Source organism: Actinomyces sp. Marseille-P3109 (assembly GCF_900323545.1).
Lineage (GTDB): Bacteria > Actinomycetota > Actinomycetes > Actinomycetales > Actinomycetaceae > Actinomyces.
This window is the reverse complement of record NZ_OOHN01000008.1, coordinates 2112651-2129850: the sequence shown is the minus strand read 5'-3', so window position 1 is coordinate 2129850 and position 17200 is coordinate 2112651. Positions and strand designations below refer to the sequence as shown.

Genomic DNA, 17200 nt, shown 5'->3' with positions numbered 1-17200 from the left:
CGTCCCGGCGCCGCGGTGACCATGATGCGGACATCGCGGTGTCGACTGCCTCACCGGCCGCAGGGGGCGGCGGTCCTGGCCCCGACGGGGCCCGATGCCGGAGCCGCCCTCCTCACCGGCCGGCACAACGACTCATGGTGCCGGCCGCTCTCGTGCATCCGACGTCAGACGCGGGCAATGACCTCGCCGTGCACGACGACGAACCATGAGTCCTCGCTGCCGCCCCACTGCCGCCACGCCTCGGCCATCGTCTCCAGGTCTGCTTCGCGCGCCAGCCCCAGGTCGACGGCCTGGGGCCCAAAGGAGGTCAGGCACCGCTGCGCCCAGGTCTCCGACTGCCAGGCCCGGTCGGCGGGAGTGGCGTAGCACCAGGTGGAGGCTGAGGCCGTCACGTCGGTGAAGCCCGCCGCCCGGGCCCAGGACAGCAGCCTGCTCCCGGCATCGGGCTCGCCGCCGTTGGTTCGGGCGGTGGTCATGTAGACCGAGCGCCACTGCTCCATGCCCTCGGGATCGGGGAACCAGGTCATGGCGGAGTAGACGGCGTCGCGCACGGCCACGATCCCGCCGGATCGGGTGAGGCGCCGCATCTCCACCAGGGCGCCCACCGGGTCCGCCAGGTGCTGGAGGACCTGGTGGGCGTGGACGACGTCGAAGGAACCGTCCTCGAAAGGCAACGCCATGACGTCCCCGCAGCTCAGCTCCACCTGCTCGGACAGGCCCCGTTCGCTCAGCGTTGCCCGAGCGGCCTCCAGGGCGTCGGCCGCGGCATCCAGGGCGACGACCCGCCCCGGGGTGACGCACTCGGTGAGGTCCGCGGTGATGGTCGCCGGCCCGCAGCCGACGTCGAGCAGATCCATCCCAGCGCTCAGGTGGGGGAGGAGATGGGCGGCCGAGTCCGCAGCGCTGCGGCGCGCGTGCGCGCTCAGGACCGCCGCCCCGTGGCCGTGGGTGTAGCGGGCCGCGCCGGCTGAGCCGCCTGACCTGCCTGAACTGTCCGAATTGTCTGAATACGGCTGGCTGTTCATGACCAGATCCTCCGGGAACTGTGATCTACGCTGCGTGAGCATCCGGTATGCGGTCTTTGCGACGTCCATGTTTCCGCCGAACAGCGAGATGTTTCGTCTCAGTGAACGTCTCGGTGGAAGTCTTCTCGCGGCGCCGCGGCGACCAGCCAGGTGCTGAGCTTATTCCGCTAGGCGAAGGAGTCCCCCATGCAGGACGTTGTCGAGAAGGTCTACGAGCAGGTTGTCGCTCGCAACCGTGGAGAGGTCGAGTTCCACCAGGCCGTCCACGAGGTGCTGGAGTCCCTCGACCCCGTCATCGCCAAGCACCCCCACTACGCCGAGGGTGCCCTCCTGGAGCGCATCGTCGAGCCCGAGCGCCAGATCATGTTTCGGGTCCCGTGGGTCGACGACGCCGGCCAGGTCCACGTCAACCGCGGCTTCCGCATCGAGTTCAACTCCGCCCTGGGCCCCTACAAGGGCGGCCTGCGCTTCCATCCCTCGGTCAACGCCGGCATCATCAAGTTCCTCGGTTTTGAGCAGATTTTCAAGAATGCCCTGACCGCCCAGGGCATCGGCGGCGGCAAGGGCGGCTCCGACTTCGACCCGCACGGCCGCTCCGACGCCGAGGTCATGCGATTCTGCCAGTCCTTCATGACCGAGCTGGCCCGTCACATCGGCCCGTCCACCGACGTGCCCGCCGGTGACATCGGCGTGGGCGGCCGCGAGATCGGCTACATGTTCGGCCAGTACAAGCGCCTGCGTAACTCCTACGACGCCGGCGTCCTCACCGGTAAGGGCCTGGCCTGGGGCGGCTCCCTCGTGCGCACCGAGGCCACCGGTTACGGCGCCGTGCTCTTCGCCCAGTCCATGCTCTCCACCAAGGGGGAGTCCCTCGAGGGCAAGAAGGTCATCGTCTCCGGCGCCGGCAACGTGGCGATCTACGCCATCGAGAAGGCCCAGCAGCTCGGTGCCACCCCCGTCACCTTCTCCGACTCCTCCGGCTACGTCGTCGACGAGGCCGGTGTGGACCTCGACCTGCTCAAGGAGGTCAAGGAGGTCGAGCGCGGCCGCGTGGCCGACTACGTCGAGCGCCGCCCCGGCGCCCGCCTCGTGACCGGCGGCTCCGTGTGGGACGTCCCCGGCGACGTCGCCCTGCCCTGCGCCACCCAGAACGAGCTCGACGGCGACGCCGCGGTCACCCTGCTGCGGGGCGGCTGCGGCGTGGTCTCCGAGGGCGCCAACATGCCCTCCACCCCCGAGGCCGTTGAGGCCTTCCAGAAGGCCGGCATCCTGTTCGGTCCCGGTAAGGCCGCCAATGCCGGTGGTGTGGCCACCTCCGCCCTCGAGATGGAGCAGAACGCCGGCCGCACCCGCTGGGACTTCGCCACCGCCGAGGCCAAGCTGACCGGCATCATGACTGACATCCACGACTCCTGCGTCGCTGCGGCCGAGGAGTACGGCCGACCCGGCGACTACGTGCTCGGCGCCAACGCGGCCGGTTTCACCCGCGTTGCCGACGTCATGATCGCCCACGGCATCGTCTGATACCTGGCTGATCCGGGCTCTGCGCGCCATAGCGACGGCGTCCGTCACCTCTTCTCCGAGGTGGCGGACGTCGTCGTTGTGCCGTGGGAGGGGGGCGGGGCGCTCGCGGTCGATGCTCTTGGCGGCCATCCGCGTGGCTCGTTCCTCGCCGCGCTCTCGCCAGTCCCATCCACGCCTGCGAACGTGGATCCCGTACGCCTCAATGTCGTTCCGTGACGGGCAGTCGTGACCGAGCAATCTACCGACTGGATGAGATCGTAAAAAATACTGCAAAAATCCCGGGAGAGGCGTACCTTGGTGATGTTCCCTTCCTCACGTGATCCCGATCTCCATCCCTACGTCCCATGAGGATTGACATGAGAATATTTCCAGCTCGCAGAGCACGAGTCTGCGCCGCGTTGAGCGCTCTGGTTGTGGCTGCATTGAGTCCCATGATCGCGGTTCCGGCAGCATCGATCGTGCCGCCGGCTGCCGCTGTGGAGAAACCTCCCGACGGCGCTGATGGGCTTCAGGGGGCCGACGATCCGGGCAACAAGGTGAGCATCAAGCTGGTGGGCCTGGGCAGCCTTCACGGTCACTACCTGGAGACGAGCGGGTTCAACCCGGATACCGAGGAGTACGACCTCCCCAAGGACCCCGGCCTGGTCGGGATCGAGTGCGCTGTCCGTGGGATTCGAGAGGACTTCCCCAATACGCTCGTCGTCTCCTCCGGCGGCAACATCGGGGCCTCGCCCCACGCGTCCTCCTTCCTGCAGGACCGGCCCGTCATCAGCGGGCTCAATACGATGGAGCTGGATGCCTCGGCCCTGGGGGTTCACGCGCTCGATGGCGGAGTGAAGGACCTCGAGGACAGAATCCTGCCCGCCTCCGACTTCCCCATCCTGGCGGCGAACGTGTCCGGCTCCGATGCCCTGAGTGCCGAGGGGAGTGGTCGGGGGGTCTTCATCAAGGAGGTCGACGGGGTGCGCGTCGGTTTCATCGGCGTGGTGACCGACGACCTTCCCGCCCGGACGTCCGTGGCGAACCGGGCGGTCCTGACAGTCTCCCCGGCGGTGGCCACGGCCAACGCCCGCGCCGCCGAGCTCAAGGACGGCGATTCAGCCAATGGTGAGGCCGACGTCGTCGTCGTGCTCAGTCATGAGGACATGACCTCCACGGCGACCGGTTTCTCCAAGAACGTCGACGCCGTCGTCGCCGGTCGCAGCGGACAGGGCCACGGGCAGGTCGTCACCGGATTCGAGGGCAATGCGATTCCCGTCGTCCAGCCCGGCCGTTACGGACGGACCTTCGGGGATGTTCTCCTCGAGTACGATCGAACGACCCGGAAGACATTCGCCTACTACGCGCATAGCACACCGATCCAAAGCTTTGAATGCCGAGGGTCATCTCCCGATGTCCTGAATACGATGTGGGAGTACTACAGCTCCGTCACGGATGCTAAGAAGCAGCCGCTGGCGCATATCGGGGCGGACTTCCTGCGGGGTTCCGATGGAAGCGTCCCCGACACCAATGCGGCAACGGAGTCCACGGCCGCCGACTTGGTCGCCGAGTCCTACCGCAGCTGGATCACTGACATCAAACCTCCTGGAACCAGCCACTACGTCGGCATCGTCAATTCCGGTGATGTCAAGAAGGACCTCACCTACCTCGCGTCCGGCAGTGACAACGACGTCCCGCGCCCGGATCAGGACGGCCTCGTCTCCTACGGGGAGGCACTCGGCGTCCAGTCCGACAATAAAGCGCTCTCCTACACCACTCTGAATGGTGCCGAGCTCAAGGCGCTCATCGCCCAGCAGTGGAGATTCCACGCCGATCCTGCCGTGCTCAACCTGGGACTGTCCTCCAACATGGACGTCATTGTCGATCCCGGGGCGACGGCGCAGAGCGGAGCCGTTCCCACAGTGCGTGAGATCCGGGTCGACGGGCAGGTCCTGGAGGACACGGACACAGTGGTCGTGGCCTCCACCCACGAGCTGCTCTACGACGGCGTCGACTTCGCCATTCCTGACCAGAAGGTCATCGTCGACGTCGGCTCGCTCCACCACAGCGTCTTCATCTCCTACCTGCACTCTTTCGGGGATAAGCCCTTGATGCCGTCCTACTCCAAGCGTCAGGTGGGTATGAGTGTGACCCCGAAGCCCGGTCAGGCCGGCACGGTGACAGTGACGATGGACTCCCTGGCCTACACCAACGCCTCCGAACAGACCCTCGGTGCGCAGAGAGTCCGTGCCCGCTCCGGGGACAAGGAGTTCTTCAGTCAGAACATCGATCTGACCGTGGACCGCAGTGGCCCCACCACCGGTGAGGCGAGCTTTGACCTCACGGTCCCGGCCGATGCGCCCACCAGTGCCTGCCGCACAGCCTCCGCGGACAGCTGCAGCTGGGTGACCCTGGAGTCCGTTGACGGCGTCGGCCGGGTCCTCAACAGCTTCTACGTCGAGGTGCCGGCCGATGCGGCGCCCACGGCAACGCCGTCGGCTGCGCCTTCGATGGGGGCTCCGTCCTCGACTTCCGGCGCCGGGCCGTCGGCGGGTGCCACGGCGGCTCCGTCGGCGACGGCGGGCCCCAGCAGCGGTGCGGTCCCGGATGGGAAGGCGGCGGCCTCACCCGGAGGCGGGAGTGCTGACGGTGCCACGGCACCGGTCGGTGTGGGTGGTCTGCCTGCTGCCACGAGCGGGGCGGGTGCTGCCGCTCGTGAGGCTCGCGGCTCTGGTGGTCAGCCGATCGGTGGTTCGGGAGGCTGGCCGCTGGCCCGCACAGGTGCGTCCCTGGGTGCGGGCGTCGTCGCCCTGACCCTCATCGTCGGCGGCTACCTCATCCTGCGCCGCAGACGGCAGGTCGACTGACGTGGATCGCGGCAGCTCTGACACAGACTGACGCAGTGATGCGCGAATCGACACTCGTGCCCGCCACCCCGCCAGGGGAGGCGGGCACGACTGCTGGGTGATGAACGTCAGTAATTTCCGTGAAAAAATGTCCCGTGCCACGTGGTCACATACGGTTAGTCATGTTCCTCTCCTCATCTTTTCCCGGGTCACCATCCCTCCGCCTGACAAGGAACGACATGCGACTGCACCCCACGTGGGCCGTCAAGGTCGGCGCCGTCATGTGCGCGCTCACTCTGGCAGCCCTCAGTCCCTCCCCGCTCACCCCGACCGCCGGTGCCGACGAACCGGCCACGCCGGCTGACGCTCCGGCCAGCGGCACCACCACCATCGACCTGCTGGGCATCACCGACCTGCACGGCCACATCTCCCGCACCACTCAAACGGACCGCAACACCGGGCAGAGTTCCGTCGAGGACCCCGGCGCCGTCACTCTGGCCTGCGAGGTCTCCGCCGCCCGCGCCTCCAACCCGAACACCCTGTTCGTCTCCGCCGGCGATTCGGTGGGCGGATCGGCCTACGTCTCCTCCATCCTTCAGGACCGCCCCACCATCGAGGCGCTCAACGCGATGTCCCTGGATGCCTCCGCCCTGGGCAACCACGAGCTCGACCAGGGCCTGACCGACCTCGAGGGCCGCATCCTGCCCGCCTCGAACTTCCCGATCCTGGCCGCCAATGTCTCCGGCTCGGCGCCCCTTGCCGCCGAGGGCAGCGGCAAAGGCGCCTTCATCAAGGAGGTCAGCGGCGTGCGCGTCGGCTTCGTCGGCGTCGTCACCGATGAGCTGCCCACCCTCGTGTCGCCCTCGGCCCTGTCCACCCTCACCCTGAGCCCCGCGATCGCCGCCGCCAACGCCCGCGCCGCCGAGCTCAAGGACGGCGACCCCGCCAACGGTGAGGCCGACGTCGTCGTCGCGCTGAGCCACGAGGACGCCGCCACCACTGCCACCAGCTTTGGCGGGAGCGTCGACGCCGTCTTCTCCGGACACACCCACGTGCCCTTCGCCCAGACCGTCACCGGTGCTGAGGGCAACCAGATCGCCGTCGTCCAGGCCGACCACTACGGCTGGGCGCTGGGCCGCATCCGCCTCAGCTACGACCCCGCCAGCCGGAAGACCACTGTGGTCAGCGCCGACAACGAGGACCTGCGCAGCTCGAACTGCACCACCGACGCCTACGGCGTCGCCGGGATCGTGTCCCAGGCAGAGAAGGACTCCGCCACCGAGGGCGGCAAGCCGCTGGCCCGGATCGGCTCGGACTTCCTGCGCGGCTCGGACGGCACCGGCCCCGGCGCCAACCGAGGCACTGAGTCCACCGCCTCCAACCTCATCGCCGAGTCCTTCCGCAGCTGGCTCGCCACCGACATCCAGCCGGCCGGCTCCACCCGCTACGTGGGCATCATGAACGCCGGCGGCGTGCGCGCCGACCTGCTCTACGCCGCCTCCGGCTCCGAGGGCGACGGCGTCCTGACCTCGGGGGAGGCATACACAGTCCAGCCCTTCGGCAACGAGATGGCCTATACGACCCTCACCGGCGCCGAGCTGAAGGCTCTGCTGTCCCAGCAGTGGCAGCCCGGCTCCAGCCGGCCCGTCCTCACCCTGGGGCTGTCCAGCAACGTGGACGTCCTCACCGAGGCCAGCACCGATGCCGCTCATGGGACTGAAGCCGGAGCCGCCCCCGCGATCCGCGAGATCCTCGTCGACGGCAAGCCGCTGGCCGACGGCGACAGTGTCGTTGTCGCCTCCAACTCCTTCCTGCTGACCGGCGGCGACGGCTACACCGTCCTCAAGGGCAAGCCCGTGACCAACACCGGTGTTCTCGACCGCGACGTCACCTCCGCCTACCTGGCCTCCTTCGGCGACCAGCCCGTCAAGGCCGGCTACTCCAAGCGGCAGACCGGGATGACCGTGGGGCCCGTGTACGTCAGCTCAGGCGGTGCGCGCAGCACCGACATGGTCTCAGTGACCCTGGACTCCCTGGCCTACACCAACGCCTCCGAGCAGGCCGCCGGCGCCCGGAGTGTGCGCGTGAGCTCGGGGGGCAAGGAGATCCTGACCAAGGACCTCGACCTCACCGTCGACCCCACCGGTCCGACCACCGGACGGGTCGACTTCAACCTCACCTTCCCGTCCGACGCCCCCACGCGCGCCTGCCGCACGGTCCAGGCCGCCACCTGCCGCTGGGCCTCCGTCGAGACCCTCGACTCCGCCGGCACGGTTCTCAATCGCTTCTCCGTTGAGATCGAGGATGAGGCTGCGGCCGACCCCGGTGCGGAAACGGGTGACAGTACGGCAGAGGGTACTGCCGGGACGGCGGACGAGGCCGGCGGCGAGGCGACGTCCACCCCGCAGGTCGGTCGTGATGCTGATGAGGCGTCCGTGGGTGGCGGCACCGAGCCGTCCGCCGGGAGCGGCGCGCCGCCCGCAGCCGCCGCCGCTCCTGAGGCCCGCGGTAGCAGCGGCGATCAGCCAGTCGGCGGCTCGGGTGGCTGGCCGTTGGCCCGCACAGGTGCGTCCCTGGGTGCGGGCGTCGTCGCCCTGATCCTCATCGTCGGCGGCTACCTCATCCTGCGCCGCAGACGGCAGGTCGCCTGACGTGGATTGACGCGTGCTGATGCGGTCTGATGCCGACTGATGCAGCGATGCGCGAATCGACACTCGTGCCCGTCGCCCTCAGCAGGGGTGGCGGGCACGAGTGCTGGGTGACGAGTGCCTGCGTGGGTGGGGCGCCACTGGGGAAGGTGAAGGTGATCGGGGGACAGTGGCAACTGCGGTTCACGTCGAGGGCGGACCCTGTTCTCAGAACAGCCTATGAAATGTATTGTGAGTCACTCAGGGGTGGACGTGAGTGTCTGAACGGGCATACACTGATGTCTGTTCAAACATTAAAGGTTGGATTGATGCCCGAACAGGCATCATCTGCCGCCGACATCGACGTCAGGGGTGAGCATGCGCATCGAGGACAGGCACAGCCGGATCGTGGAGCAGGTGCGCGGCGCAGGGCGCGTCCTGGTCACCGAGCTGGCCGAGCGCTTCGACGTCACCCCTGAGACGATCCGCCGCGACCTGACCGCCCTGGACCGCTGCGGCTCCCTGCGCAAGGTCCACGGCGGCGCCATCCCGGCCCCCGCCCTGCCGGAGACCGGCGTGACCCAGCGCGAGCAGGTCAATACCTCCGCCAAGCAGGCCATCGCCCGCGCCGCCCTGGAATGGTTGGGCCCGGAACCCGGCACCACCCTCCTGGTCGACGCCGGCACCACCACCGGGGCGTTCGCCCGCCTCCTGCCCACCGAGAGCAACCTGACCATCATCACCAACTCCGTCCTGACCGCCGCCTCCCTGGCCGCCGCAGGACAGACCCGGGTGCGGATCCTGGGCGGCCAGCTGCGCGGACTCACCCAGGCCGCTGTCGGCCCCGAGGCCGTCGAGACCCTCTCCACCCTGCGCGTCGACGTCGCCCTCCTGGGCGCCAACGGCGTCAGTGCCGCTCACGGGCTGTCCACGCCCGACCCCGACGAGGCCACCGTCAAACGCGCCATGGTGCGCAGCGCCCGCCAGGTGGTGGCCCTGGTCGACTCCTCCAAGATCGGCCAGGAGCACCTGGTCTCCTTCGCCTCCCTCGACGACGTCGACCTCCTGGTCACCGACGTCGAGCTCCCGCCCGCACTCACCGAACAGCTCGCCACCACCGAAACCGAGGTCCTCGTCGCATGATCCTGACCCTCACACCCAACCCGTCCCTCGACCGCACCGTCTCCCTGGCCGGCCCTCTCCAGCGCGGTGCCGTCCAGCGCCTGACCACCGTCGTCATGGAGCCGGGGGGCAAGGGCGTCAACGTCGCCCGCGTCCTGTCCAACTCCGGGCGCGCCGCCACCACCGTCCTGCCCGCCGCCGAGCACGACCCCATTCTCACCGCCCTCGACGCCCTCGAGCTGCCCGGGCTCACCGTCCATCCGGTGCCCGTGGCCGGCGCCGCCCGCATCAACACCGCGGTCACCGAGCCCGACGGCACCACCACCAAGCTCAACGAGCTGGGCGCCGGCCTGAGCGAGGAGGAGATCGACGCCGTCGAGCGCGCCCTCCTGGAGACCCTGGCCACCACGCCGCTTCCGGCCGGAACCTCCCCCCACCACTGGGCGGTCCTGTCCGGCTCCCTGCCGCCGGGCGTCCCGACCAACTGGTACGCCCGCCTCGTGGGGCTCCTGCGCGAGGCCGCTCCGGGGCTGCGCATCGCCGTCGACACCTCCGACGAGCCCCTGTCCGCCCTGGCCGCCGAGCTGCCCGACTCGGCCCCCGACCTCATCAAGCCCAACGGTGAGGAGCTCGGCCAGCTCGCGGGCCTGCCCGCCGAGCGGGCCATGGCCCTCGAGGAGGGAGCCGTCGAGGGGGATTATGGCCCCGTCGTCGACGCCGCCCGCCTCCTGGTGGCCCTGGGCATCGGTGCCGTCATGGTGACGCTCGGGCCCGCCGGCGCCGTCCTGGTGACCGCCGACGGCGCCTGGCACGCCACCGCCCCGGAGGTCCCGGTGGTCTCCACCGTCGGCGCCGGGGACTCCTCAGTGGCCGGCTACATCCTGGCCGACGTCAATGGCGGCGATGAGGCCGAGCGCCTGAGCACCGCCATGGCCTACGGCTCGGCCGCCGCCTCCCTGCCCGGCACCACCCTGCCCACGCCCGCCGACCTGCCCGAGCAGCCGTCCGTCGTCACCCGGCTCTCCTAAGGGGGCCCGGAGTTGCTGGGGCCGCCGGAACCGCCGCAGCCCACCGCCCGCCTCCTGCCGTTGACCGTCATCCACGCCACCAACACCCCGACCAGCCCGACCGTTCGCAACCTCCTCCAGTCCGCCACTCACTCACCCATCACACCTGACCGCTCCGACCACCTCTGACACGCCGCCGCCCACCGGTCGGCAGCACCTCGGACACCAAGGAAGACCATGACCGAGAACACCCCACTGATCATCCCCGAGCTGGTCGCGCTCGATGCCGACGCCGGCCCGGGTAAGGAAGACGTCATCGAGTTCCTGGCCACCACCGTGGCCGGGGCCGGTAGGGCCTCCAGCCCCGACGGCCTGGCCGCCGACGCCAAGAAGCGCGAGTCGACCGCCCCTACCGGGATCCCCGGCGGCATCGCGATCCCGCACTGCCGCAGCGCCCACGTCCTGGCTCCCAGCCTCGGCTTCGCCCGGCTGGCCGAGCCGGTCGACTTCGGGGCCGCCGACGGCCAGGCCGCCGACCTCGTCTTCATGATCGCGGCCCCCGACGGTGCCGACGACTTCCACCTCCAGCTCCTGGCCAAGCTCGCCCGCGGCCTCATGCAGTCCGAGTTCACCGACGCGCTGCGCCAGGCCCCCAACGCCGAGGAGGCGGCCCGGATCGTCACCGGACAGGTCCAGCCCGAGCTGCTCGACGGCGGGGGAGAGGCTGAGAAGAGCGGAGCCGCCGAAGGCTCCGGAGACGCAGAAGACTCGGCCGACAAGCCTGCGGCCGCCGCGGCGTCGTCGGCCCCGGCGGCGGGCGAGACCGTCATCGTGGGCGTCTCCTCCTGCCCCACCGGAATCGCCCACACCTTCATGGCCGCCGAGGCCCTGGAGCAGGCCGGTAAGGACCGCGGCATCACCGTGGCCATCGAGGGCCAGGGCTCGGGCAAGATCGACGCCCTCGACCCCGACCTCATCGAGCGGGCCACCGCCGTCATCTTCGCCCACGACCTGCCCGTCAAGGGACGCGAGCGCTTCGCGGGCAAACCCGTCATCGACGTCGGCGTCAAGGCCGCCGTCAACGACGCCGGGTCCCTCCTGGACAAGGCCCTGGCCGCGGCCGACGACCCGAGCGCGGCCCGCGTGCCGGCCGGCAGCGAGTCGAGCGAGGAGAGCGAGGAGGGCTCCGAGCACTGGGCACGGCGCCTCCAGCGCTCCGTCATGACCGGCGTGTCCTACATGATCCCCTTCGTGGCCGCCGGCGGTCTGCTCATCGCCCTGGGCTTCCTCCTGGCTGGGTACGATGTCGCCAACCTCTACGAGAAGATCTCCATCAGCGACTACTCCCTGTGGAACCTTCCCGGCAACGAGTTCGTCCACGAGATCAAGAACTCGGCGGGCGACGTCGTCGGCACCGAGACGATCACCGTCTCCCAGTCCGGACTGCTGCTGTACATCGGGTGGTCGCTGTTCCTGCTGGGGCAGGCGGCCATGTCCTTCCTCGTCCCGGCGCTGGCCGGCTACATCTCCTTCGGCCTGGCCGGCCGGCCCGGTATCGCCCCCGGATTCGTCATGGGCGTCGTTGCGGTCGAGGTCGGTGCCGGGTTCATCGGTGGTCTGGTCGGCGGTATCCTCGCCGGCTACTTCGCCGCCTGGCTCGCCGGGCTCAGTGTGCCGTCCTGGCTGCGTGGGCTCATGCCCGTGGTCATCATCCCGCTGGGCACCACGCTGGTGGTCGGCGCCCTCATGTACATGGTCCTCGGACTGCCCCTGGCCTCCCTCATGACCGCGCTGCAGGACGGACTGACCTCCATGTCCGGGGGCGGCTCCGCCGTGCTCCTGGGAATCATCCTCGGGCTCATGATGTGCTTCGACCTGGGCGGGCCGGTCAACAAGGCCGCCTACCTGTTCGGCACCGCGGGCCTGTCCGCCGCCAGCGCCACCAACACCGCCCCCTACGAGATCATGGCCACCGTCATGGCCGCCGGCATGGTGCCGCCGCTGGCGATGTCCGCCGCGACCTTCCTGCGCTCGCGGCTGTTCACCAAGGCCGAGGTCGAGAACGGGCGCAGCGCCTGGCTGCTGGGGCTGTCCTTCATCTCAGAGGGCGCCATCCCCTTCGCCGCCGCCGACCCGCTGCGCGTCATCCCGGCCACCATGGCCGGCGGGGCGGTCACCGGGGCGATGACCATGGCCATGCACGTCGGCTCGCGCGCACCCCACGGTGGTGTGTTCGTCGCCTTCGCCATCACCAACTTCGGTGGCTTCCTCCTGGCTATCGTGGTCGGGGCGGCGGTGAGCACCGCGCTCGTCATCCTCCTCAAGGGGCTGGGGCGCAACAAGGACGGCAAGGACGGCAAGGACGGCGCCGAGGCGCAGCCCGCCGCCGCTGCCGCCTGATCCAGCTCCCGACCGCTGTCACGAGGACGGCCCGCCATCTGGGCGGGCCGTCCTCGTCGTCGTGGAGAGGTGCGATCGGTGCGTGTGCATGCGTATGGAGGGGCGGCGTTGGCCCGCTCGGGGCAGGGCCCGCCGGGTGAGGCGCCGTCGCGCTGTGCTGACCCTGATCGGGGACGTACTTATCGATCGAGGACTGCGTTCTCTCACAGAAGGTGACGATTGAGCCCCAGTCGTTTGTGAGAGAAGTACGTCCTGAATGGAAAACGCAGTCCCCGATCCACGCACGGCTGTCCGGTACCGCCGTCGGGGCCGGCCGGGGCGGCCAGCGCCGACCGACACAACCTCTTGGCGGTCTCTGCCGCAGATGCGGGTGCTCACGCCGCCGTCGTGGCTGATCGGTTCCGGTACGTCTGGCAAGCACCGGCCGGCCACTGCTTGTTTCCCGGCTCCTTATGCGCTCTCACGCTCGGCCCCGGCGCTGGTGGCAGCATAGGCTTCGCGTCATGGCTGCTAGACGACGCATCGACCCCGTCGCAGGGGTTCAGGCTCTGCGCCAGTGGGCCCAGGAACAGGACGAGTCCCAGAAGACTGCGGATACGAACGCCGCTGGCTCCGTGAGCCCGGCCGACCGTGCCGCCCGGCGCAGGGTGACCGCCACCGCCGTGCGCTACACCCTCGAGGAGCTCGCAGCCTGCGCCCCCGGGCGATCGGTCGAGGTACGGGTCCCGCCCTTCGGCGTCACCCAGGCCGTCGCCGGGACCGTCCACCGCCGGGGAACCCCGCCCAGCGTCGTCGAGACCGATGCTCCCACCTGGCTGGCCCTGGCCACCGGCCGACTGATCTGGCAGGACGCCCTGAACAGCGGCGCCCTCCAGGCCTCCGGCGAGCGCTGCGACCTGTCCGCCTACCTGCCCCTGGTCCGGCTCCCCGGATGAACATCGACATACATCGACATACATCGACCTTTTCTTCAAAAACGACGGTGGGGTTTGGTGGTGGATGCACCGCTCGTGGGAGGGGTGTTTTGTGTCTGGGGCTTGGTTTGGTCAGGGTGTGCGTCGTGATGCGGTGGCGCGGGTGGTGGCTGGTGAGTCGGCTTCGGCGGTGGCTCGGGATCTGGGGTGCTGTCGTGGGTCGGTGAGTCTGTGGTGCCAGGCGGTGGGGGTGGAGCTGGTAGGCGGACGACGGGGTGGGACGGTCCAGTCCGACCAGGCCAGACGTGTCAAGGTCGCCCAGGCGGTCCTGGCCGGAGCAACGCTGACCCGGGCGGGAGCCGCGGCCGGGGTGAGCCGGGACAGCGCGAGGCGGTACTGGCACGATCAGGCCGTGGAGAGTGCAGCAACGGCATCAAGGCGCTCATCAAGACGCTCGTTGGGGCGGCGGGGGCGTGGGGCCTCCGGCGGCCCGCTGGGCTCGCCGACGTCGTGGCCCGGGCCCCGGCGGCGGCCGCGCTGTGTCCAGGCGGCCCGCCGTTGCCGCCTGTCCGCGCCGCCTCCGCCGATCCGTCCTCGCCCCTCCGCCCACCACCGCATCTCCACCCGAGTCCTCAAGGAGCCCCCACATGACCCAGCAGTCCGAGCAGTCCGCCCCGGGAATCACCTACGCCGCCGCCGGCGTCGACACCGCCGCCGGGGACCGGGCCGTCGCGCTCATGAAGGATGCCGTGGCCGCCACGATGACCCCGGCGGTCGTCGGCGGCGTCGGGGGCTTCGCCGGGCTCGTGGACGTCTCCGCACTGCGCGACTACCGCCGCCCCCTGCTGGCCACCTCCACCGACGGCGTGGGCACCAAGGTCGCCATCGCCCAGGCCCTCGACATCCACGACACGATCGGCCAGGACCTGGTGGGCATGGTCGTTGACGACATCGTCGTGGTCGGGGCCCGGCCCCTGCTCATGACCGACTACATCGCCTGCGGGCACGTCGTCCCCGAGCGGATCGCGGACATCGTGCGCGGCGTCGCCCAGGCCTGCGCCGCCGTCGGCACCCCGCTGCTGGGCGGGGAGACCGCCGAGCACCCCGGCCTCATGGCCCCCGACGAGTACGACGTCGCAGGGGCCGCCACCGGCGTCGTCGAGGCCGACCGCATGCTCGGCGCGGAGAAGGTGCGCGTCGGCGACGTCCTGGTCGCCCTGGGCTCCTCCGGCCTGCACTCCAACGGCTACTCCCTGGTGCGCCGCGTCATCGAGCACGCCGGCTGGGGCCTGGAGCGCGAGGTCCCCGAGTTCGGCCGCACCCTGGGCCAGGAGCTGCTCGAGCCCACGCGCCTCTACACCCGCGTGTGCCTGGCCATGCTGGAGACCCTGTCATCGCCGGCCGCTCCGGGGCCGGTTCACGCGCTGTCCCACATCACCGGCGGGGGACTGGCCGCCAACGTCGCCCGGGTCCTGCCGGCCGGGCTCATCGCCGACGTCGACCGGGCCTCCTGGACGGTGCCGCCGGTCTTCTCCACCGTGCGCGAGCTCGGCTCGGTGCCGTGGGAGGACCTCGAGGGTACCCTCAACCTCGGCGTGGGGATGGTCGCCGTCGTCGACCCCGCCGCGGTCGACGCCGTCCTGCGCGTCGCCGAGGGCTCCGACATCCCCGCCTGGGTGCTCGGCGAGGTGCACGATGCTGGGAAGCACGAGGCTCAGGACCGAGTCGTCTCCGGCACCAAGGGGGTTGACGGGGGAGCCGTCGACATCCACGGCACCTACCGGATCGCCTGAGAGCTGCCACGGGCAGCCATGAGCAGCCAAGAGCAGCAACGCCCCCGCCGGATGCGGAATGCGTCCGACGGGGGCCTCGCGCCATGAAGTGTCACGCTTGGCGACTATTCAATCCCGACTGGGCCGGCCCTGGATGAGGGCGCCAGGGCGACACCGCCCTGACCTGGGTCGATGTGACGCAGGTGAATCGGGTCAGGAGTGAAAAGTCGCCGAGAGTGACACGGATGGCTGCCCGACAGCCTCGACTCACGCGCTGGTAGGCGCGCTGAAGGGCCGGTAGGTGCGTCCCTCCGGCCCTCCTTGACTGGGGGTGAGGTTACTTCCTGTCCTCGTCGTCCCAGTCATCGTCGTCGACGGCATACTTGGCGGCCAGTTCCTCGTAGTCGATCTCGTCATCAGGTTCAGATCCCGAGGATGCTGAGACGAGCTCCCGCTCCAGAGCCTTGTAATCGGTCTCCGGACTGAAGTACTTGAGCTTACGGGCAACCTTGGTTGCCTTGGCCTTCTGACGGCCGCGCCCCATAGGCTCGACCCCCTCCAACGTGTCACGGCGCGCACGTGGGCGCGCTCTTCCTGGTCAAATATGTCGTGGGCCAACCGTACAACGTCAATGCGTACGAACACCATTCGGACACTGGATGAGAGTCGTGGTGACGCACACCCCACATATAGGACATCAGGTTCAATAAAAGCTCAGGAGTTGCTCAGATGACTGTGGGTGTGCGCTCAGTGAACCTATGGGTTTTGCTCAACGCTGACCTGAGAGGTCCCCAGAGAGGTGGGGGCCGTCGAAAACTTTCGAGACCGCTGCCTTGAAGATCTTTGAGAGGAAGATGGGATGGGGGCTGCCTGGCGAGTGGACGGCAATGCTTCGCCGGGGGCGTACGCGGTGGGCCCGACGTATGCGCAGGCGGAGTGGCTGACCGAACCGGGCGGACGCACGTGAAGGGGCGAAGGGATCCCTCAGGGGCGGTCCTTGAGGCTTGTGGTGCGTCCTCGAGGTCAAGGGCCGAGCAGGTCGGTGTCCTGGCGGTGCGGCGGGGCTCGGCTCCCGGGGTGAGGACTGCGCTTCGTGCTGGGGACGTACTTTCATCAAAGACGGCTGCATCCTGATCTCAGTCATCTGCGACAGAACGCAGTCCTCATGCGGAAAGTACGTCCTCACCGGGCCTCTGCGTCAGCGCTGTCGTCATGTAGAAGCCGTCGGCGAGCCCATCGGTGACACTGCGGCGAATCGACTCTGCAGCCCAAACGTTCGGCGAGCTCGTGGCGCTCGAGCGGTTCGGTGTCCACACAGCGGACATGAACGGCTCCACGGCCACCATGCCTCGCGAAAAACCGCTGAATGCTGCGGCTCGTGCGCGGGTCCCGACGCCGGTGCAGAGTTCATGTCCGCTGAGTGGACACCGCCGGCTGGTTCCGCCCAGATCCGGCAGGGGACATGCCTTGGGACTATGCCGGCCCTCTCAGGCTGGAACTGGCAGAGGACGGTCTGCTTCGGGGAAAGGCTGGATCCGCCACAGGGTGGCTACTCCACGAGGCTCGGGCGCTACTATCCAGGAGTTGTCGGTACTGTCTGGGGCCGGGCTCTCATGCGGTACATCCATGTCCCGGCAAGTAGCACCCAGTCCTCGTGTAGTAGCAGTGGGCATGACGAGCCCGGGCCCAGGTAGGTCGTTGCGGCTGCGTGACGGATGCTCACATCTGGCCATCTGGGATAGCACGGATTGAGCCCTGCTCAACGTGGCTGCCGTGTGGACCGGCCCTGGCCCCGGCGTTGATCGCAGGTGGATCCGTGCCACCCGACCTCGCACGATTCCAGCAGCCATCACGCATCCAAAACATGTGCCCCGAGGGGCGGAGGCCCGTAGCGAGAGGACGCACCATAAGGGCCAAGGACTGATCCCTGGGGTGCAGTCCTCGAGCCTTACGGTGCGTCCTCACGGAATGGGTGGCATGGCCG

The 17200-nt window shown here is 69.3% G+C and carries 10 protein-coding genes; 8 read left to right on the top strand and 2 right to left on the bottom strand.

Features of this window, described 5'->3' with window-relative positions; genetic code table 11:
- Window positions 1-164: 164 nt before the first annotated feature.
- The gene (locus tag BQ8008_RS09235) at window positions 165-1025 is read right to left on the bottom strand and encodes a class I SAM-dependent methyltransferase (protein ID WP_108833753.1); all 861 of its coding nucleotides are present in this window, start codon (window positions 1023-1025) and stop codon (window positions 165-167) included.
- A 186-nt stretch (window positions 1026-1211) separates the two neighbouring features.
- Here BQ8008_RS09235 and gdhA point away from each other — a divergent pair, with 186 nt between their 5' ends.
- The 8 genes from gdhA (at window position 1212) to purM (ending at window position 15237) form a co-directional block, all read left to right on the top strand.
- Entirely contained in the window at window positions 1212-2549 is a 1338-nt protein-coding gene (gene gdhA / locus BQ8008_RS09230) for an NADP-specific glutamate dehydrogenase (protein WP_108833752.1), read from the top strand.
- A gap of 431 nt (window positions 2550-2980) precedes the next feature.
- Window positions 2981-5395 (top strand): bifunctional metallophosphatase/5'-nucleotidase, encoded by a 2415-nt coding sequence (locus tag BQ8008_RS09225; RefSeq protein WP_234415321.1) that lies wholly within the window; start codon window positions 2981-2983, stop codon window positions 5393-5395.
- A 218-nt stretch (window positions 5396-5613) separates the two neighbouring features.
- Window positions 5614-8025: a bifunctional metallophosphatase/5'-nucleotidase gene (locus tag BQ8008_RS09220; protein WP_108833750.1), complete on the top strand. Its 2412-nt coding sequence runs from the start codon at window positions 5614-5616 to the stop codon at window positions 8023-8025.
- A gap of 354 nt (window positions 8026-8379) precedes the next feature.
- On the top strand, window positions 8380-9144 hold the full coding sequence (locus BQ8008_RS09215; RefSeq protein WP_108833749.1) for a DeoR/GlpR family DNA-binding transcription regulator: 765 nt from the start codon (window positions 8380-8382) through the stop codon (window positions 9142-9144).
- Entirely contained in the window at window positions 9141-10151 is a 1011-nt protein-coding gene (locus tag BQ8008_RS09210; protein ID WP_108833748.1) for a 1-phosphofructokinase family hexose kinase, read from the top strand. The genes BQ8008_RS09215 and BQ8008_RS09210 overlap by 4 nt, the downstream gene beginning before the upstream one ends.
- A gap of 216 nt (window positions 10152-10367) precedes the next feature.
- Window positions 10368-12530, top strand: coding sequence for a PTS fructose transporter subunit IIABC (locus BQ8008_RS09205; protein WP_108833747.1), 2163 nt, complete (start codon window positions 10368-10370; stop codon window positions 12528-12530).
- A 503-nt stretch (window positions 12531-13033) separates the two neighbouring features.
- On the top strand, window positions 13034-13465 hold the full coding sequence (locus BQ8008_RS09200) for a sterol carrier family protein (protein ID WP_108833746.1): 432 nt from the start codon (window positions 13034-13036) through the stop codon (window positions 13463-13465).
- A 626-nt stretch (window positions 13466-14091) separates the two neighbouring features.
- Window positions 14092-15237 (top strand): phosphoribosylformylglycinamidine cyclo-ligase, encoded by a 1146-nt coding sequence (gene purM / locus BQ8008_RS09195; RefSeq protein WP_108833745.1) that lies wholly within the window; start codon window positions 14092-14094, stop codon window positions 15235-15237.
- Between the two features lie 316 nt (window positions 15238-15553).
- Here the strand turns inward: purM and BQ8008_RS09190 are convergent, their stop codons facing one another.
- A complete protein-coding gene (locus tag BQ8008_RS09190) occupies window positions 15554-15760 on the bottom strand; it encodes a DUF3073 domain-containing protein (protein ID WP_108833744.1) in 207 nt (68 codons plus the stop codon).
- Window positions 15761-17200 lie beyond the last annotated feature (1440 nt).